Source organism: Streptomyces sp. NPDC056231 (assembly GCF_048270745.1).
Lineage (GTDB): Bacteria > Actinomycetota > Actinomycetes > Streptomycetales > Streptomycetaceae > Streptomyces.
In genome coordinates this window covers 42524-60954 of sequence record NZ_JBLVKW010000009.1, presented here as the reverse complement: position 1 = coordinate 60954, position 18431 = coordinate 42524, and the positions used below count along the sequence as shown (strand labels likewise).

General features: G+C 69.6%; 18 protein-coding genes. 9 read left to right on the top strand and 9 right to left on the bottom strand.

Annotation, left to right across the window (positions count from 1 at the left end):
* Positions 1 to 158: 158 nt before the first annotated feature.
* From tilS to folE, 4 genes are all read left to right on the top strand, one after another.
* Positions 159 to 1232 (top strand): tRNA lysidine(34) synthetase TilS, encoded by a 1074-nt coding sequence (gene tilS, locus ACNPQM_RS10390; protein ID WP_418083785.1) that lies wholly within the window; start codon positions 159 to 161, stop codon positions 1230 to 1232.
* A gap of 99 nt (positions 1233 to 1331) precedes the next feature.
* The gene (gene hpt, locus ACNPQM_RS10385) at positions 1332 to 1871 is read left to right on the top strand and encodes a hypoxanthine phosphoribosyltransferase (RefSeq protein WP_358858782.1); all 540 of its coding nucleotides are present in this window, start codon (positions 1332 to 1334) and stop codon (positions 1869 to 1871) included.
* Between the two features lie 216 nt (positions 1872 to 2087).
* Complete coding sequence (gene ftsH, locus ACNPQM_RS10380; protein ID WP_358858781.1) at positions 2088 to 4115, top strand: ATP-dependent zinc metalloprotease FtsH; 2028 nt, start codon at positions 2088 to 2090, stop codon at positions 4113 to 4115.
* 146 nt (positions 4116 to 4261) lie between these two features.
* On the top strand, positions 4262 to 4867 hold the full coding sequence (folE, locus tag ACNPQM_RS10375) for a GTP cyclohydrolase I FolE (RefSeq protein WP_358858780.1): 606 nt from the start codon (positions 4262 to 4264) through the stop codon (positions 4865 to 4867).
* Positions 4868 to 4907: 40 nt separating this feature from the next.
* Here the strand turns inward: folE and ACNPQM_RS10370 are convergent, their stop codons facing one another.
* The 6 genes from ACNPQM_RS10370 to ACNPQM_RS10345 form a co-directional block, all read right to left on the bottom strand.
* On the bottom strand, positions 4908 to 5390 hold the full coding sequence (locus tag ACNPQM_RS10370; RefSeq protein ID WP_358858779.1) for a DUF3180 domain-containing protein: 483 nt from the start codon (positions 5388 to 5390) through the stop codon (positions 4908 to 4910).
* Positions 5391 to 5488: 98 nt separating this feature from the next.
* Complete coding sequence (gene folK, locus ACNPQM_RS10365; protein ID WP_418083784.1) at positions 5489 to 6100, bottom strand: 2-amino-4-hydroxy-6-hydroxymethyldihydropteridine diphosphokinase; 612 nt, start codon at positions 6098 to 6100, stop codon at positions 5489 to 5491.
* Positions 6097 to 6456, bottom strand: a complete 360-nt coding sequence (gene folB, locus ACNPQM_RS10360) for a dihydroneopterin aldolase (RefSeq protein WP_358858777.1) — start codon at positions 6454 to 6456, stop codon at positions 6097 to 6099. The genes folK and folB overlap by 4 nt, the downstream gene beginning before the upstream one ends.
* Before the next feature lie 216 nt (positions 6457 to 6672).
* A complete protein-coding gene (locus ACNPQM_RS10355) occupies positions 6673 to 7146 on the bottom strand; it encodes a nuclear transport factor 2 family protein (protein WP_358858776.1) in 474 nt (157 codons plus the stop codon).
* The gene (gene folP / locus ACNPQM_RS10350; RefSeq protein ID WP_358858829.1) at positions 7143 to 7940 is read right to left on the bottom strand and encodes a dihydropteroate synthase; all 798 of its coding nucleotides are present in this window, start codon (positions 7938 to 7940) and stop codon (positions 7143 to 7145) included. Before folP ends, ACNPQM_RS10355 begins: the two co-directional genes overlap by 4 nt.
* Positions 7941 to 8033: 93 nt before the next feature.
* Positions 8034 to 9875 carry a phosphatidylglycerol lysyltransferase domain-containing protein gene (locus ACNPQM_RS10345; protein ID WP_358858775.1) on the bottom strand — a complete coding sequence of 614 codons (1842 nt, stop codon included), beginning with the start codon at positions 9873 to 9875 and terminating at the stop codon, positions 8034 to 8036.
* A 140-nt stretch (positions 9876 to 10015) separates the two neighbouring features.
* Here ACNPQM_RS10345 and ACNPQM_RS10340 point away from each other — a divergent pair, with 140 nt between their 5' ends.
* Complete coding sequence (locus ACNPQM_RS10340) at positions 10016 to 11137, top strand: alpha/beta hydrolase (protein ID WP_418083783.1); 1122 nt, start codon at positions 10016 to 10018, stop codon at positions 11135 to 11137.
* A gap of 66 nt (positions 11138 to 11203) precedes the next feature.
* On the opposite strand, the gene ACNPQM_RS10335 is transcribed toward ACNPQM_RS10340, so the two are convergent.
* Positions 11204 to 12382, bottom strand: coding sequence for a betaine/proline/choline family ABC transporter ATP-binding protein (locus ACNPQM_RS10335; RefSeq protein ID WP_358858773.1), 1179 nt, complete (start codon positions 12380 to 12382; stop codon positions 11204 to 11206).
* 130 nt (positions 12383 to 12512) lie between these two features.
* Between ACNPQM_RS10335 and ACNPQM_RS10330 the strand changes: the two genes are divergently transcribed.
* From ACNPQM_RS10330 to ACNPQM_RS10315, 4 genes are all read left to right on the top strand, one after another.
* Positions 12513 to 13226 (top strand): ABC transporter permease, encoded by a 714-nt coding sequence (locus ACNPQM_RS10330; RefSeq protein WP_358858772.1) that lies wholly within the window; start codon positions 12513 to 12515, stop codon positions 13224 to 13226.
* A gap of 3 nt (positions 13227 to 13229) precedes the next feature.
* Complete coding sequence (locus ACNPQM_RS10325; protein ID WP_418083782.1) at positions 13230 to 13901, top strand: ABC transporter permease; 672 nt, start codon at positions 13230 to 13232, stop codon at positions 13899 to 13901.
* A 60-nt stretch (positions 13902 to 13961) separates the two neighbouring features.
* Positions 13962 to 14939 carry an ABC transporter substrate-binding protein gene (locus ACNPQM_RS10320; RefSeq protein WP_418083781.1) on the top strand — a complete coding sequence of 326 codons (978 nt, stop codon included), beginning with the start codon at positions 13962 to 13964 and terminating at the stop codon, positions 14937 to 14939.
* Between the two features lie 106 nt (positions 14940 to 15045).
* The gene (locus ACNPQM_RS10315) at positions 15046 to 16050 is read left to right on the top strand and encodes a hypothetical protein (protein WP_358858769.1); all 1005 of its coding nucleotides are present in this window, start codon (positions 15046 to 15048) and stop codon (positions 16048 to 16050) included.
* A 30-nt stretch (positions 16051 to 16080) separates the two neighbouring features.
* Here ACNPQM_RS10315 and ACNPQM_RS10310 read toward each other — a convergent pair whose 3' ends face one another.
* Together ACNPQM_RS10310 and ACNPQM_RS10305 are read right to left on the bottom strand one after the other, a co-directional pair.
* On the bottom strand, positions 16081 to 17223 hold the full coding sequence (locus ACNPQM_RS10310; protein ID WP_418083780.1) for an NADH-quinone oxidoreductase subunit D: 1143 nt from the start codon (positions 17221 to 17223) through the stop codon (positions 16081 to 16083).
* 114 nt (positions 17224 to 17337) lie between these two features.
* Complete coding sequence (locus ACNPQM_RS10305; protein ID WP_418083779.1) at positions 17338 to 18345, bottom strand: SAM-dependent methyltransferase; 1008 nt, start codon at positions 18343 to 18345, stop codon at positions 17338 to 17340.
* Positions 18346 to 18431: the final 86 nt, after the last annotated feature.

Below are 18431 nucleotides of genomic sequence, written 5' to 3'. Positions count from 1 at the left end.
CCGGTAATCACCCATCCGAGGGACCGTAGGGGCATGGGAAGGCGTGCAATGCTCGATGAACGACTTGGCTCTGTCACGATCGACGCACTCTGGGTGACGGCACTCTTCCCGTCCCGACGCTCCGAGGCACCCCCGAAACTTCACGAAGGGCACCGGACATGGGTCCCCATCCTGCGGTCGCGGCGATACGCCTGGCGGTCCGCCGCGTACTCCACGACGTACTGAACGAATTCGCCGAACGCACCGAACGCGCCCCGCGCCCCGAGCTCGCCGAGGCCGGTTCGGGCAGGCGGCGCCCCGCACTCCCCGAACGCCCCGACGCCCCACTGGTGCTGGTGGCCTGCTCCGGCGGCGCCGACTCCATGGCGCTCGCCTCCGCCCTCGCCTTCGAGGCCCGCAAACTCGCCGTCCGGGCCGGCGGCATCACCGTCGACCACAACCTCCAGGACGGGTCCGACGCCCGCGCCGCCGAGGTCGTCGCCCGCCTCGCCGCCATGGACCTCGATCCGGTGGAGGCCGTCGCCGTGCAGGTCGGCCGCGACGGCGGACCCGAGGCCGCCGCCCGCGACGCCCGCTACGCGGCCCTGGACGCCGCGGCCGAGCGCCACGGCGCCGCCGCCGTCCTGCTCGGCCACACCCGTGACGACCAGGCGGAGACCGTCCTGCTCGGCCTCGCCCGCGGCTCCGGCATCCGCTCGCTCTCCGGCATGGCCGCCGCCTCCGGCCCGGCCGGCCGCTACCGTCGCCCCTTCCTGCAGCTCGACCGGCAGACCGCCCGCAAGGCCTGCCTGGTCCAGTCCCTGCCCGTCTGGGACGACCCGCACAACACCGACCCCGCCTACACCCGCTCCCGGCTGCGCCACGAGGGCCTGCCCGCCCTGGAGAAGGCGCTCGGCAAAGGCGTCGTCGAGGCCCTGGCCCGGACCGCGCAGCTGTCCCGTGACGACGCCGACGCCCTGGACACCTGGGCCGCCGAGGCCGACACCGCCGTACGGGACGACGCCGGGCAGCTGGACTGCGCCAAGCTGTTCGCGCTGCCCCCTGCCGTACGCCGTCGGGTGCTGCGCCGGGCGGCTGTAGAGGCAGGCGCTCCGGCCGGTTCCCTCTTCGCCCGCCACATCGAGGAAGTCGACCGTCTGATCACCGGCTGGCGCGGCCAGCAGGCCATCAACCTGCCCGGCCGCGTCGAAGCCCGGCGCCAGGGTGGCAGACTGGTGATTCGGCAGAGCTGAAGCACAAGCGGCTGACATGCAGGCGAGCGGCTGCGCACGGCCGGGGCACCACCCCGGGCCGGGCAGGCAAAGAAAGAGACGTGGGTGAACGAGAAGGACATGAGCACCGATCTTCAGTCGGTGCTCCTCACCAAGGAAGAGATCGACGCGAAGCTCGTCGAGCTGGCCGCGAAGATCGACGCGGAGTACGCGGGCAAGGACCTGCTCATCGTCGGTGTCCTCAAGGGCGCCGTGATGGTGATGGCGGACCTGGCGCGCGCGCTGTCCACCCCCGTCACGATGGACTGGATGGCTGTCTCCTCGTACGGCGCGGGCACCCAGTCCTCCGGTGTCGTCCGGATCCTCAAGGACCTGGACACCGACATCAAGGGCAAGCACGTCCTGATCGTCGAGGACATCATCGACTCGGGCCTGACCCTGTCCTGGCTGATGTCGAACCTGGGGTCGCGTGAACCCGCCAGCCTGGAGATCTGCACCCTGCTGCGCAAGCCGGACGCGGCGAAGGTCGCGCTCGACTGCAAGTGGGTCGGCTTCGACATCCCCAACGAGTTCGTCGTCGGCTACGGGCTGGACTACGCGGAGAAGTACCGCAACCTGCCCTTCGTCGGCACGCTCGCCCCGCACGTCTACGGCGGCTGAAGGCCCCGCAGCCCTCCTCCGGCCCGCACCCGACCTGGGCGCACCCCCGGGAACCCTTGACGGGTTCCCGCCGTTGGAGCCTTTGAAGGCGGGTTTGACAGACGGCCCAGGCGGTCACAGGCGACAATGCTGGGGTACCGTCCGAAGAAACAGTCTTATTCTCACAGCAGCATTTACCTACGGGCAGGAGGGACGGGGCGACTTCGCTCCGTATGGATGGACGTGAAGCGATACTTCCGTGGGCCGGTCATGTGGATCGTGCTGGCCGTCCTCGCCGTGGTCGTGTTGATGCAGGTCGTCGGCTCGTCGGGCGGCTACAAGACGGTGGACACCGGCAAGGTGATCCAGGCGATCAGCAAGAACCAGGTGGACCAGGCCAAGCTGACCACCGGCGACGAACAAATCCTCAAGATCGAGCTGAAGGACGGCCAGAAACTCGCGGGCGAGTCCGGCAGCAAGTTCCAGGCGAGCTACATCGGTGACCAGGGTGTCCAGCTCGCCGACACGCTGCAGAAGAAGTTCGAGAGCGGTGACATCGAGAAGGGTTACACCGTCTCGCCGTCGAAGCAGTCCCCGTTCATCTCGATCCTTCTCTCGCTGCTGCCCTTCGTCCTGATCGTGGTCGTCTTCCTGTTCCTGATGAATCAGATGCAGGGCGGCGGCTCCAAGGTCATGCAGTTCGGCAAGTCCAAGGCCAAGCTGATCACCAAGGACACCCCGAAGACGACTTTCGCCGATGTGGCGGGGTCCGACGAGGCTGTCGAGGAACTCCACGAGATCAAGGAGTTCCTCCAGGAGCCGGCGAAGTTCCAGGCCGTCGGCGCGAAGATCCCCAAGGGCGTCCTGCTGTACGGGCCTCCCGGTACGGGCAAGACGCTGCTCGCGCGCGCCGTCGCGGGCGAGGCCGGCGTCCCGTTCTACTCGATCTCCGGTTCCGACTTCGTCGAGATGTTCGTCGGTGTCGGTGCCTCCCGGGTCCGTGACCTGTTCGAGCAGGCCAAGGCGAACGCCCCGGCGATCGTCTTCGTCGACGAGATCGACGCCGTCGGCCGGCACCGCGGTGCGGGTCTCGGCGGTGGTCACGACGAGCGTGAGCAGACCCTGAACCAGCTGCTCGTCGAGATGGACGGCTTCGACGTGAAGGGCGGCGTCATCCTGATCGCCGCCACGAACCGGCCGGACATCCTCGACCCTGCGCTGCTGCGCCCGGGCCGCTTCGACCGGCAGATCGCGGTCGACCGGCCGGACATGCAGGGCCGTCTCGAGATCCTCAAGGTGCACCAGAAGGGCAAGCCGGTCGCCCCGGACGTCGATCTCGGCGCCGTGGCCCGTCGTACGCCCGGTTTCACCGGTGCCGACCTGTCGAATGTGCTGAACGAAGCGGCGCTCCTCACGGCGCGCAGCAACCAGAAGCTGATCGACAACGAGATGCTGGACGAGGCGATCGACCGCGTCGTGGCGGGCCCGCAGAAGCGGACCCGGATCATGTCCGACAAGGAGAAGAAGATCACCGCGTACCACGAGGGCGGACACGCCCTGGTCGCGGCGGCTTCCCCCAACTCGGACCCGGTGCACAAGATCACGATCCTCTCCCGCGGCCGTGCCCTCGGTTACACGATGGTGCTGCCGGAGGAGGACAAGTACTCCACGACGCGCAACGAGATGCTCGACCAGCTGGCCTACATGCTGGGCGGACGCGCGGCCGAGGAGCTGGTCTTCCACGACCCGACCACCGGCGCTGCGAACGACATCGAGAAGGCCAGTGCCACGGCCCGCGCGATGGTCACGCAGTACGGCATGACGGAGCGGCTCGGCGCGATCAAGTTTGGCGGCGACAACACCGAGCCCTTCCTGGGCCGGGAGATGGGCCACCAGCGCGACTACTCGGAAGAGGTCGCGGCGCTCGTCGACGAAGAGGTCAAGAAGCTCATCGAGACCGCGCACAACGAGGCGTGGGAGATCCTCGTCGAGAACCGCGACGTTCTCGACAACCTGGTTCTCCAGCTGCTGGAGAAGGAGACCCTCGGCAAGGAGCAGATTGCCGAGATCTTCGCCGGAATCGTGAAGCGTCCGGCCCGCCCGGCATGGACCGGCTCCGCACGGCGTACGCCGTCGACGCGGCCGCCGGTGCTCTCGCCGAAGGAGCTCGCCCTCACCAACGGGGTCACCACGGCCAACGGGTCGACCCCGGCGGACACCGCCGCGGCCACCGAGGCGATCCCTGAGGACCGTCCCGAGAGCTAGTGCGGACCCCGGTGTGGCCCCTGTCACGGGGGCCACACCGACCCGGAATGGATGCCGCGCCCCCCAGGTTTTAGCCTGGGGGGCGCGGCTTTTTTGTATGTCTGCGCGATGTCCGCGCAGGTGACAGCTGAAGGAACGAGGCACAGATGACCGACCCGGTGACGCTGGACGGCCAGGGTTCGATCGGTGAGTTCGACGAGAAGCGGGCTGAGGCAGCCGTGCGTGAGCTTCTCCTCGCCGTCGGGGAAGACCCGGACCGGGAGGGGCTGCGTGAGACACCGGGACGGGTGGCGCGGGCGTACAAGGAGATATTCGCGGGTCTGCACCAGCAGCCCGAAGACGTCCTGACGACCACGTTCGACCTCGGCCACGACGAGATGGTGCTGGTCAAGGACATCGAGGTGTTCTCGACCTGCGAGCACCACCTGGTGCCGTTCCGTGGGGTCGCGCATGTCGGGTACATCCCGGCGACCACCGGCAAGATCACCGGCCTGTCGAAGCTGGCCCGGCTGGTCGACGTCTACGCCCGGCGCCCGCAGGTCCAGGAGCGGATGACCACGCAGATCGCCGACTCGCTGATGAGGATCCTGGAGCCGCGCGGAGCCATCGTCGTCGTCGAGTGCGAGCACATGTGCATGTCGATGCGCGGCATCCGCAAGCCCGGGGCCAAGACGCTGACCTCGGCGGTACGCGGCCAGCTCCGTGACCCCGCGACGCGCGCCGAGGCGATGAGCCTGATCATGGCCGGCTGAGGCCTGGAGCCAGTGCCGGTGGCCGGGCGGGGGCGGAGCGTCAGGCCGAGGCGGCGCTCTTGTCGTCGTCCTTGTCCTCCGGGAGCTTGCAGACGCGCTCCAGGAACAGGGCGGCAGCGACCACCCCGATCCCGGCCAGCACCGCGAAGGCGGCGTAGATCGCCTGGTCGCGGCGGGCCGGAATGTCGAGCGAGCCGAGCAGGAAGACCCCGATGCCGCCGTACAGGCCGGCGACCAGCGACACGACGAGGGCGCTGGCCTGGCCGAAGACCACGGCGCGGGCGGCCATCAGCGGCTCGACACCCTTCGCCCCCGGGCGGCGCTCCCGCTGCGCGCGCAGCCGGGAGCGGATGGAGAGCGCCGTCGCGAGCAGGATGACGGCGATCACCGCGAGCACAATGGGCGCGGCGATCGGCACGCTCGGCAGGGTCGCGAGGGAGTCCCAGAGGCGGGCACCGCCCCAGGACAGCACGCCGGCCGCGGCGAAGAGTCCGGCCAGTACCCCGAGCCGTAGTTGCTTCACCGAGAAAGCCGCCCTTCGCCGCCGGCCGACCGGGCCGTCCGCCCGTCTGTCCGGCTGTCTGTTCTGTGTCCTGTGCTGACCTGCCCTGAGCCTAACGACTACTCGGGCAGGCGGAGTTCCAGATCGGTCCGGGGGCGTATGCCGTCGCGGCCGATCGTGCCGAGCAGCTCCGCCACCGGGCCGTGGCCGGGCAGCTGCGCCTCGGGGGCGATGTCGTACCACGGGGCGAGCACGAAGGCCCGCTCGTGGGCCCGGGGATGGGGAAGGGTCAGCACCGGGTCGTCGGAGACCACATCCGCGTACGACACGATGTCCACGTCGATGGTGCGCGGGCCCCAGCGCTCCTCACGGACGCGGTCGAAGGCCTCCTCGATGGCCTGGCCGCGCTCCAGGAGGGAGGACGGGGGCAGCGTCGTCTTCACGACGATCACCGCGTTGAAGTACGACGGCTGGGAGCCGGGGGCGACACCCCACGGCTCCGTCTCGTACACCGGGGACACCGCCTTGACCCGCAGGCCGGGGGTGTCTTCCAGGGCGTCGATGGCGCCCTGCAGGGTCTCCAGGCGGTTGCCCAGGTTGGAGCCGAGCGAGATCACGGCCGGTTTGGGGTTGGAGAGGGTGATGTCCGCCGCGTCGACCTGCTCGACCACAGAGGCGGGCACCGGCTGTACGGTCGGGTCGCTCTGCCCCTCGGTAGAAAATGCTGTCATGCTCGGCTCCGGGTGATGGTGATGGTCACGTCGTCGAACGGGACGGTGATCGGCGCATCCGGTTTGTGCACGACGACCTCGACCTCCTCGACGCCTTCGTGTCCCAGGCACTTCTGGGCGATGCGCTCAGCGAGTGTCTCGATCAGATCGACCGGCTCTCCCTGCACGATCTCGACGACCTCCTCGGCGACCACGCCGTAGTGCACGGTCTTGGTCAGGTCGTCCTCGGCTGCCGCGGGGCGGGTGTCGAGGCCGAGAACCAAGTCCACGATGAAGGTCTGCCCCTCTTCCCGTTCCCGGGGAAAGACGCCATGGTTCCCACGGGCCTTGAGGCCGCGCAGCGCGACACGATCCACGCGAATCACTCCTGCTCTTGTTGGTCGTAGAGACACGGGGCCGCGTGCGGACGGCAAGGTGCCCTGTTTCGAATCTACCTGCGAGCGCGGACAGTGCTTGCCCGCGGGGGCTGTGGACGGGACCGTGCGGGGCTGGGGGGCACATCCCCTACCCCGCAGCCCGGAGTCCAATCCCTTTGGCAGCGAATCCGCACGGGGCCGCGCCCCCGCAGGGGGTCAGGAGGGCGACTCGTCCTCGTCCTCGTCCTCGGACTCGGTCAGCACCGGGGACCCGTGGTGGGACCAGAGCTTCCAGCCGTCCTCGGTGCGGCGGAACACATTGGTGGCGACGACGAGTTGGCCGACCAGCGGTCCGAGCTCGCCGCCGTCCTCCGCGGGTCCGCCGCTGAGGATGTTCTCGGTGCAGGTGACCAGGGCGGTGTCCCCGGTCATCGAGATCCCGACATCGGTCAGGAAGAACTGGATGTACTCGGTGTTCGCCATGATCAGGGCGTAACTGCGCAGTACCTCACCGCGTCCGCTGAGCACGGGCCAGCCGGGGTGGACGCAGGAGATCGTGAGGTGCTCTCCGGGCAGCCAGAGCCCGGAGAGCTCGTCCAGGTCGCCGCGCTCCATCGCCTCGTAGAAGGCCGTGTTGGCCTGTTCGACCGCTGCGATGTCGGCGGCCACCTGTTCCTGGTCGTCGCTCACGTGGCTCCCTCGACGGCGCGGGCGACCCGGACGGCGTCGGCGGTCGCCCGGACCTCGTGAACCCGGACCGCCCAGGCGCCCGCCTGGGCGGAGAGGGCGGAGATCGCGGCGGTGGCCGCGTCGCGTTCCCGCGCGGGTGGGGGTGCGGCGCCCTCACCGGCCAGCACATGGCCGAGGAACCGCTTGCGGGAGGCAGCGACCAGCAGGGGGCGGTCCAGCGCGCGCAGCTCGTCGAGGTGGGCGACGAGGGAGAGATCGTGGGCGGCTTCCTTGGCGAAGCCCAGGCCGGGGTCGATCACGATCCGTTCGGGGGCGACACCGCCCGCGACCACCGCGTCCATCCGCGTCCGCAGTTCCGCGACGACCTCGGCGACGACATCCTCGTACACCGCACGGCTGTTCATCGACTCGCTGAAGCCACGCCAGTGCATGACCACGAACGGCGCTCCGGCGGCGGCGACGACCGGGATCATGTCCGGGTCGGCGAGCCCGCCGCTCACATCGTTGACCAGCGCCGCGCCTGCGGCGACGGACTGTTCGGCGACCCGGGCCCGCATGGTGTCCACGGAAACCGTGACGCCTTCCTGGGCCAGCCCCCGGACGACCGGGATCACGCGCCGCAGCTCCTCGGCCTCGTCCACCCGGCTGGCACCGGGGCGGGTCGACTCGCCGCCGACATCGACCAGATCGGCGCCTGCGGCGACCAGGTCGAGGCCGTGCTTGATCGCAGCCGTGGTGTCGAACCAGCGGCCTCCGTCGGAGAAGGAGTCGGGGGTCACATTGACGACACCCATGACCGCACAGCGGTCCCACTCCGGCAGGCCCTGGACCGTGCCTCGTCCACGCAACGTACTCATGCGACCAGCGTAGGCCCGTACGGAGCGGTGTTACGCCGCGTTGGTACCGCGCTCCGGTCCGGGACCCGGTGTGTGTGCGCAGGGCCGGGGCCGCGGGCCCGGGAATCGGCGGGCGAACGGACGGGGCAGCCCGACGTTGACGAAGCCCTCGGCCTGCATCGCGGCGAACGAGATCCGGGGCAGGTCGCGGCTGGTGCGGTAGACGACGAACCGGGGCTCCCAGCGGGGCTGGAACTTGGCGTTGAACTTGTAGAGCGACTCGATCTGGAACCAGCGCGACAGGAAGATCAGGAGCCCGCGCCAGCCCCGCAGCACCGGGCCCGCGCCCAGTTTCTCGCCGCGGGCGAGCGCCGAGCGGAACATCGCGAAGTTCAGCGAGACACGCTCGATGCCGAGCCGGGGCGCGTCGTGCAGGGAGGCGACGATCAGCAGCTCGTTCATCCCGGGGTCGGCGGCGCGGTCGCGGCGCATGAGCTCCAGGGACATGCCGTCCGTGCCCCACGGGACGAAGTGGAGCACGGCCTTCAGATCGCCGTACGGGGAGTCGGCGGTGTGCTCGTCGGCCTTGTGAGCGGTGGCGATGACGCAGTCGCCGTCGGCCGGGTCGCCGATCCGGCCGAGCGCCATGGAGAAGCCGCGCTCGGTATCGGTGCCGCGCCAGTCGGCGGCGGCCCGCCGGATGCGGGTGAGCTCGGTCTCGCCTATATCGCGGACGCGTCGGACGCGGGTCTCGTAACCGTTCCGCTCAATGCGCTTCACCATCTGGCGCACGTTGCGCATCGCGCGCCCGGCGAGCGAGAAATCCGCGACATCCACCACCGCCTCGTCGCCGAGCTCCAGCGCGTCGAGCCCGGTCTCGCGGGTCCAGACCTCGCCGCCCGTCTCACTGCAGCCCATCACCGCAGGGGTCCACGAGTGCGCCTTGGCCTCGTCCATGAAGCGTTCGATGGCGCCCGGCCAGGCCTCCACGTCACCGATCGGGTCGCCGCTGGCCAGCATCACCCCGGACACCACGCGGTAGCAGACGGCGGCCTTGCCACTGGGGGAGAAGACGACGCCCTTGTCCCGGCGGAGCGCGAAGTGGCCGAGCGAGTCGCGGCCGCCGTGCTTGTCGAGAAGTGCCCGCAGTCGGCCCTCGTCCTCCTCGGTGAGCCGGGCGGCCGGATGTTCGGGGCGGAACGCGAGGTAGATGGTGGTGACGGCGGTCAGCAGACCGAGTGCGCCGAGCGAGTAGGCCACGGTCCAGGAGGTCACTCCGGCGTACTCGACGGGGCCCTCGAAGCCGAACAGCCCGTACAGGACGTGCTGGAGACGGTCGGCGATGGAGGGGTTGCCGACGGTGCGGCCGGGGTGAACGGAGACGATGATCACCCCCAGGGCGAGCGAACCCGCTCCGAGAAGAACAAAGTTGGCCAGCGCCCTCCAGCGGCTGCGCGGGTCGGGGAGCGCGGCGAACTCACTCCGGTGGCGGACCAGCAGACAGCAGAGCGCGAGGGAGACGACGGTGCCGAGGATCGAGTGCCGGTAGACGAACTGCGCTGCCGCGCCTGCCGGCAGCAGAACCACGGCAGCGCGCCAGGCCCGCCGTTTGTGCCGCTTGAGGCCGTGGGCGAGGAGCAGCAGCAGGACGCCTGCGCTCAGTGACAGCGCGGCGGCGAAGGGGCCGAGGGCTCCTGGAAGGACCTCGGCGAGCGTGTGCATCCGGCTGTGCCGGAAGCGCGGGAACACCCCTGCGGCGACGTCGATGAGACCGACGACGGTGCAGGAGGCGCCGACGAGCGCCGGTACGGATTCGGGGCGCGGTCCCTGTACGAACTTGCGTACAGCCTTCGGAACCGATCCCGATTTATCCCCATCTACAGTGACAGACATCGCTTCCCGTGGCTCTGCGAGAGGTTCTTGAGTCCGTCTGCCGAAGCGGTCCGGACGATGTGCGACCTCTAGGACGAGGCTTCCGGGCGGTGGGTTCACCCACATCCTGGAAAATTCCTGACAAGAAGGCTCACCCGACCATGGGGCTCACCAGCAAAACAGTTCTGACCCTGTCCACTGTGCTGACCGTCGTTCTGTTCGCTGCCACGGTCCTGATCTGGCCGAGACTGGCCCGCCGCAGTGTGCCCGCGGTGCTCGGCCGGATCGGCCTGCTGCTGGCGACCCAGGTGATGGTTTTCACCTCGGTCGGCCTCGTGGCCAACAACTCCTTCCTGTTCTACGGCTCCTGGGCCGATCTCTTCGGCAGGCCGCAGGAGCTGGGTGTGGTCACGGACGAGGCGGCCGGGACCCTGGCAACGAAGAACATCGTCCGGGTCGGGATGCAGCAGCCGGACGTCCCCGGTGGTTCGCGCCTGACGACGGCCGGCCGCATCGACAAGGTCGTCATCGCGGGGCGGCGGTCGAAGATCAAGAGTTCGGCTTACGTGTATCTGCCGCCGGAGTACTTCCAGCCGGAGTACGCCAAACGGAAGTTCCCGGCGGTCGTCGTCCTCACCGGCTATCCGGGCACCGCGGAGAACCTGCTGAAGCGTCTTGAGTATCCGCGCACCGCACTCGATCAGGTGAAGGCCGGACGGGCACAGCCGATGATCCTGGTGATGCTGCGGCCCACGGTCGCACCGCCGCGGGACACCGAGTGCGTGGACATAGCGGGCGGGCCGCAGACCGAGACGTTCTTCGCGAATGATCTGCCCCAGGCGGTCTCGGACTCGTACCGGGTAGGGAAGCAGGCACGGAACTGGGGCATCATCGGCAACTCGACCGGTGGGTACTGCGCACTGAAGATCGGCCTGCACCACCCGGACAGGTTCGCGGCGAGCGCCGGTCTGTCCGCGTACTACAAGGCGGCCGAGGACCCGACGACCGGTGATCTCTTCCATGGGAACCGGGCGGAGCGCAAGCGCGCGAACCTGCTGTGGAGCCTGGACCACCTGCCCCAGCCCGACTCGTCGTTCCTGGTGACGACGTCACGGCAGGGCGAGGGGAACTACCGCAGTACGCGGAGGTTCATGGCGAAGGTGAAGGCGCCCGCGCAGGTCTCCTCGATCGTGCTGGACAGCGGCGGGCACAACTTCAACACCTGGCGGCGGGAGGTCCCTTCGGCGCTCGCGTGGATGAGCAGCCGGCTGAGCGAGAACTGACCGGGTGCGGCGGGGGCGTGGCGATGCCCGGCGCGACGGGCATCGCTTGCCGGGAGGGGCACTGGTTCAGAGCGAGCCTGCCCGGGCCACCGTCTCCACATTCACGTCGGCGCGCGGCAGGTCCTGGGCGTCCGCGTCGATCGAGCGGCGCAGCGCCTCATGGAGGCGGGCGGGGGTGAGCACCCCGAGGAACCGGCCGGTGCTCTCCTTGTCGATGACCGCGATCCAGCCCGCGTCGTGCTGCAGCATCGTGGCGAACGCCTGCTTGAGCGGGGCGCCGACGGGGAGCCACGCCTCCATGCGGCGGGCGTGTTCGCGGACTGTGCCCTTGGCCTCGGTGAGGGCGGTGCCGGCCGGGATCCAGCCGTGCAGATGGTCGTCGGCGTCCAGGACGACGGCCCAGCGCGCACCCTCGGCACGCAGCCGCTCGGTCGCCCGGGAGAGCGGGTCGTCCAGATGGACGACGGGCGGCTGGTCGAGATCGCCCTCCTCGATGGGGGTCACGGAGAGCCGCTTGAGGCCGCGGTCGGCGCCGACGAAGTCCGCGACGTACGGGGTGGCGGGGGCACCGAGCACGGTCGCGGGGGAGTCGAACTGCTCGATGGAACCCTGCCCGTAGACGGCGATGCGGTCGCCGAGCCGGACGGCTTCCTCGATGTCGTGCGTGACGAACAACACGGTTTTCCGGACCTGGGCCTGGAGTTTGAGGAATTCGTTCTGCAGCCGTTCACGGACCACCGGGTCGACCGCGCCGAAAGGCTCGTCCATCAGCAGTACCGGCGGATCCGCGGCCAGCGCCCTGGCCACTCCCACGCGTTGGCGCTGACCACCGGAGAGCTGGTCCGGATATCGGTCACCATAAACGGAAGGGTCGAGTCCGACGAGGTCGAGGAGTTCGGCGGCGCGCTCGCGGCCCTTTCCCCGCTTCCAGCCCAGGAGATGAGGAACGGTCGCGGTGTTCTCCAGCACCGTCTTGTGCGGAAACAGCCCGACCTGCTGGATCACATAGCCGATACGGCGGCGGAGCTGCACGGGGTCGATGGCGGATATGTCGTCCCCGCCGAGGAATATCCGGCCCTCGGTCGGTTCGACCAGCCGGTTCACCATCTTCATCGTGGTGGTCTTGCCGCAGCCGGACGGCCCTACGAGCGTGACCAGTTCACCCTCGGCCACTTCGAAGGAAAGGTCGTCGACTGCGGTCGTGCCGTCGGCGTACCGCTTGGTGACGTGCTCGAAACGGATCATGGTTCCCCATTGTGGCGCGTGTTCCGTGAAGGACATGTTGCTGGAATACAACGGCCTCGGCGATTGTCAGTGGTCGGGGATAGGGTCGCCAGACATCGGTACGGACCGGCGAACGGGAGGTGGGGGACGGGTGGCCGGACAGAACTGCCTGGTGACGAACGACTGGATCTGCGGTGAGTATCTCCGTTCCCGTGGCCAGGAGTTGACCGATGCGACCGTTCAGCACATCTGGCTCACCGCTGTCTCGGTGGTGATCGGACTCCTGGTGGCATTTCCGCTGGCGCTGCTCGCGCGCCGCAGCCGGCGTATCGCGGGACCGGTGCTCGGACTGACGACGGTGCTCTACACCGTGCCGTCGCTGGCGATGTTCTCGCTGCTGCTGCCGCTGTTCGGGCTCTCGGCCGCGCTGGTCGTCACCGGTCTGGTGCTGTACTCGCTGACCATTCTCGTACGGAACATCCTGGCCGGGCTGGAAGCCGTGCCGCAGGAGGCGAAGGACGCCGCGAAGGGCATGGGATACGGGCCGGGCCGACTCCTGTGGGAGGTCGAACTCCCGCTCGCCCTGCCCGCGGTGATGGCCGGGGTCCGGATCGCAACCGTCTCCACCATCGCGCTGACCACGGTCGGCTCGATCGTCGGCAGAGGCGGCCTCGGCAACCTCATCGAGGACGCCCTGCCGAGCTTCTTCAAGGCACAGGTGCTCACCGCTTCGGTGCTCTGCGTGCTGCTCGCGGTGGTCGCGGACCTGCTGCTGCTCGGGGTGCAACGGCTGCTGACGCCCTGGACCCGCATACGCACGACGCGCGACGCCGTGGGTGCGGTCGCCAAGGTGAAGGCGGTCTGACCCATGGGAGTACTCGGCGAGGCCTGGACCTGGCTCACCACCGGCGCCAACTGGTCGGGGGAGAGCGGGGCGGGGCACCGGCTCGGCGAGCATCTGTACGTCAGCGGGGTGTCGCTCGCGCTGGCCTGCGCGATCGCTCTGCCGGTCGCTCTGTACCTGGGGCACATCGGGAAGGGCGGCGCACTGGCCGTGAACCTCTCCAATGCGGGGCGGGCGATACCGGTCTTCGCGGTGCTGGCCCTCTTCATGGTGTCGCCACTGCGCAACGCCGGTTATGTGCCGACGATCAGTGCGCTGGTCCTGTTCGCCGTGCCGCCGCTGCTGACCAACGCCTATGTCGGGATGACGGAGGTGGACCGGTCGGTGGCCGAGGCGGCGCGCGGCATGGGGATGTCGGGCGGCCAGCTCTTCGTACGGGTCGAGCTCCCGCTCGCCTACCCGATGATCATGACCGGTCTGCGCTCGGCTGCGGTCCAGGTGATCGCCACGGCGACGATCGCCGCCATGGTCGGTCAGGGCGGGCTCGGCCGCATCATCACCGCCGGCTTCAACACGTACAACACACCGCAGGTGGTTGCCGGAGCGCTGCTCGTCGCTGTGCTCGCCCTGGCGGTGGAGGCCGTGCTGGTGGGGCTGGACCGAGCCCTGTCGCCGCTCCGCCGCCGGACCGCCTGACCCATCCGATTTGCCCGACACGACTCGTAATCAGCCCTGTTGCTGTGGACGGAGAACATCATGAGCAAGACCTCGCGCATAGCGGGCGCGGTCATCGGCATGGTCGCGCTGGCCGGCTCGCTCGCCGCCTGCGGCGGCGACAGCCTGGAGAAGGACAAGGGTGGTTCCGCCGCGTCCGGTGACTCGGGGAAGAAGGGCTCGCTCGTCGTCGGCGCCGCGGCCTTCACCGAGTCCAAGGTGCTTGCCGAACTGTACGCACAGATCCTCGCCGACACCGGATACAGCACCTCGGTCACCACGGTGCAGAACCGGGAACTGTACGAGCCGTCCCTGGAGAAGGGCGAGATCGACGTCGTACCCGAATACGCCGCGACGATCGCCGAATTCCTCAACGCCAAGGCGAACGGCGCGAAGACGGCCGAGAAGAATCCGGTCGCCTCCGGTGACGCGGCGGCCACCACCGCCGCGCTGGAGAAGCTCGCGGTCCCGCGCGGACTGAAGGTGCTCCCGTACGGTGAGGCAGTCGACCAGAACGCGTTCGCGGTGACCAAGGAATTCGCCGACAAGAACAAGCTCAAGTCCCTTTCGGATCTGGGTGCGTCCAAGCTGAAGGTGAAGATCGCGGCGGGTGACGAGTGCGAGGTGCGGCCCTTCTGCGCACCGGGTCTGAAGAAGACGTACGGCATTGATGTCACCGGTATCGACCCCAAGGGAGTCGGCACCCCGCAGTCCAAGCAGGCCGTCAAGGACGGCAAGGACCAGCTGGTCCTCACGACCACCACGGACGCGGTGCTGGACAGCTTCGACCTGGTGTTCCTGGAGGACGACAAGAAGCTCCAGAATGCGGACAACGTCATTCCGGTTCTCAATGCCAAGGACGCCGGAGCGCAGGACATTGCCGATGCGCTCGGCAAGCTCACCAAGACCCTCACCACCGAGGACCTCGCGGAACTGAACCGCAAGGTCGACGCCGAGCGTGCCAAGCCGGCCGATGTGGCCAAGGACTATCTGCAGTCGAAAGGGCTGATCAAGAAGTAGGAAGGGACTGCTTCGGGGGCCGCCTGGTAACCCGTCAGGTAACCGCCGTGGAACAGATTGCCGGGCGGCCTCCCAAGCGCCCCGTACACACGGTAAATTTCAGGCCATGCCACGTGGACGTCATCGCCATTCGCCACCTCTGCACAGAATCCTTCCGCCTTCGGTCGTCGCCGGAGCGTCGGTTGTCTGTGCTGCGGGCGCCTGGCTCCTCGCCGAGCCCCTGGTCCTGCGCGGGCTGGTCGCCGTCGCTGCGGCCGCCGCCGTCACCGGTGCGTACCTGATGCGCTCCTGGGACCGGGAGGCCGGCCGTCGCGTCGCGGAACTGATGCGTGCCCGCGCAAACGACGAATGGAAGACCGAGGAGCGCATCGCGGAGCTCGAGGCCGACCTGGAGGAGTCGCGGGCCCTGCGCGTCCGGCTGGAGACGAAGCTGCGGCGCAAGCGTGTGGAGCTCGCCGGTCTGCGCGGCGAGCACGCCGCACTGCTGCGCCGTTACGCCAACGCCGAGACCGAGCGGGCCAGCGCGCTGGAGGGACGCAGGCAGCTCGCGCTCGAAGCGGCCGCTTCGCCCAGGGAACTGCCCACCGCCCGCTCCACGCCGACACCTGCCGCGTATGCGTGCGCCGCCCAGGCCCTGCAGGACCTCACGCGCAACGCCGCGCTCCAGGAGGCCCGCCGCACCGCCGAGCAGGCCAGGAAGCGCGATCTCGCGGCGCGCGCCCCGGAGGCGGAGGAGCGCAAGGGGAAGCACGCGGCGGCCGTTGCCGAGCAGCACCGCCGCCCGTCGGCCGCCCTGTCTCCGGCCCGCCCGTCCGCCGCGCTCCCCGCGCAGCGCGCCGTCCCGGCAGCCAGTGCGGTCATTCCGCACGCTGCGTCCCGCCGTCAACCGGTGCCGCAGGGCAGCTTCGACTTCTTCGGTACGCAGAAGGCGCGCGCCGCGATCGAGTCCGTGCAGAACGAGGACCTCGCGGACGTGGTCGGGGAGGAGGCGCTGGCAGCGCACCGCACGGGGACGGCGCAGAACCGCGCCGTCGGCAAGGTCATCGACCTGACCGCGCACGACGAGACGGAGCAACTGGACGTCGTGGAGCTGCGCAGCGCGATCTCGTAGGCCCTGTCCTGCCGCCGGTCGTCGGCGGAGCTACTTGTCGATGTCGCCGACGACGAAGAACAGCGAGCCCAGGATCGCGACCATGTCGGCGACCAGCGTGCCCGGCAGCAGCTCGGTGAGTGCCTGGATGTTGTTGTACGAGGCGGAGCGGAGCTTCAGCCGGTACGGGGTCTTCTCGCCCTTGGACACCAGGTAGTACCCGTTGATCCCGAGCGGGTTCTCGGTCCAGGCGTAGGTGTGGCCCTCGGGGGCCTTCAGCACCTTGGGCAGCCGCTGGTTGATCGGACCGGGCGCCAGCCCGGCCATCCGGTCCAGGCATGCGTCTGCCAGGTCCAGCGAGTTGTGGGTCTGCTCCAGCAGGCACTCGAACCGGGCCAGGCAGTCGCCCTCGGTGCGGGTGACGACCTCGAGGGTGTCCTGCAGCTCCCCGTACGCCAGATACGGTTCGTCGCGCCGCAGATCGAAGTCGACCCCGGAGGCGCGGGCGATCGGCCCGGACACCCCGTACGCGTGCACGGTCTCGGCGGACAGCACACCGACACCGCGGGTACGGCCCCGGAAGATCTCGTTGCCGAGCACCAGCCGGTCGTACACGTCCATCCGTGAGCGGACCGAAGCGACGGCGTCCCGGGCGCGGCCGAGCCAGCCCGCCGGAAGGTCCTCCTTGAGACCGCCGACCCGGTTGAACATGTAGTGCATCCGGCCGCCGGAGACCTCCTCCATCACGGCCTGGAGCTCCTCGCGTTCCCGGAAGGCGTAGAACACCGGGGTGATGCCGCCCAGCTCGAGCGGGTACGAGCCGAGGAACATCAGGTGGTTCAGCACCCGGTTCAGCTCGGCGAGCAGCGTCCGCGTCCAGACCGCGCGCTCCGGGACCTCCATGCCGAGCATCCGCTCGACAGCCATCACCACACCCAGTTCGTTGGAGAAGGCCGACAGCCAGTCGTGACGGTTGGCGAGCATCACGATCTGCCGGTAGTCGCGCGCCTCGAAGAGCTTCTCCGCACCGCGGTGCATATAGCCGATGACCGGCTCGGCGTGCTGGATCCGCTCGCCGTCGAGAACGATCCGCAGACGGAGCACGCCATGTGTCGAGGGGTGCTGCGGCCCGATGTTGAGCACCATGTCGGTGCTCTCCGCCGCGCCACCGATGCCGACCGTCGTCTCCGTCATACCGCCAGTATTCCCTGCGTGCCGCACAGCGCGCTCCGGGCCCCGGGCTTTCCGGCCCGTCCGCCCGGCGCCCCGGCCGCGTTGCCTCCGGGCCGCTGCCGCGGAGCCTGCTCGTCAGACGCCGGAGGGGGCCGACAGGCTCGCCCCGACCCGTTGCATCAGCCACCCGAAATCGCCCAGCCCGCCCTGTGCTGTCAGCTCGGCAGCCTCGCCCGCCGACGCCAGCGCCCGCACATACGCCGCCGGGTCGGCCGAGGCGAGTGCGAGCGAAGGCCGCTCCCCGCTGACCCCCAGCCCACGCAGCGCCTCCCGCTGATCCACCACCTGCGGCTGGGTCCCGCCTCTCGCACCCGCCGCCGCGCACGCGTCCAGCGCCACATGCGAGGTCAGGTCGCAGCTGCCGTCCGGTACCGGCCGCACCTCGCGCCCGGCCCGGAAACCGGTCAGCGTGCCGAACGGCGGCCGCGCCTCCCGCACGTGGGCGTAGTCGACCGCCACCGCGAGCCCTTCGGACAAGGTGGCGACCGCCCGTGCCCACGCCTCGTCGCGCGGCCGCCCGATCTCCGCGCGGCTGCCGGGACCGGCCGACGGCCACCAGCGGCGCAGCCACTCGGCGTCCGCTCCGGTCACCGGTGCGCCCAGCCGTTCCGTGCCGTCCACCGTCCGGACAAGCACATACCGGTCGACGCCGAACGCGTCGGTCTCCGCGACCGGCGTCGGCACGTTGTCCAGCCACTCGTTGGCGAACAGCAGCCCCCGCACCCCCTGCGGCGGCTCGGCGCACCACTCGATCCGGGGGTCGAGACCCGGCGGCCGGGCGGCGATCTCCACCGCGTACGCCCGTACCGCGAGCCCCGCCGGGGCGATGCCCGGCAGCGCCGCCAGCACCCCCGTCAGCAGCTCGCCCCGCCCGGCCCCGAGATCGACCAGATCGACCCGGTCCGTTCCCAGCTCCCGCGCCGTCCCGGCCAGCAGCCTGGCCACGGCGGCGGCGAACAGCGGGGAGGCATGTACGGAGGTACGGAAATGCCCGGCAGGCCCCTCGGGGCTGCGGTAGAACCCCCCGTCCCCGTACAAAGCGGCCTGTGCCGCCTCCTGCCACCCACGCCACTCATCCGTCACGGAGCCAAGTCTCCACCCTGGGGAGTATGGTCCCGGGAACTGGATCGGCCCTTCGGCTGACCCAGTCACCTGTCGGCCTTCCCTAC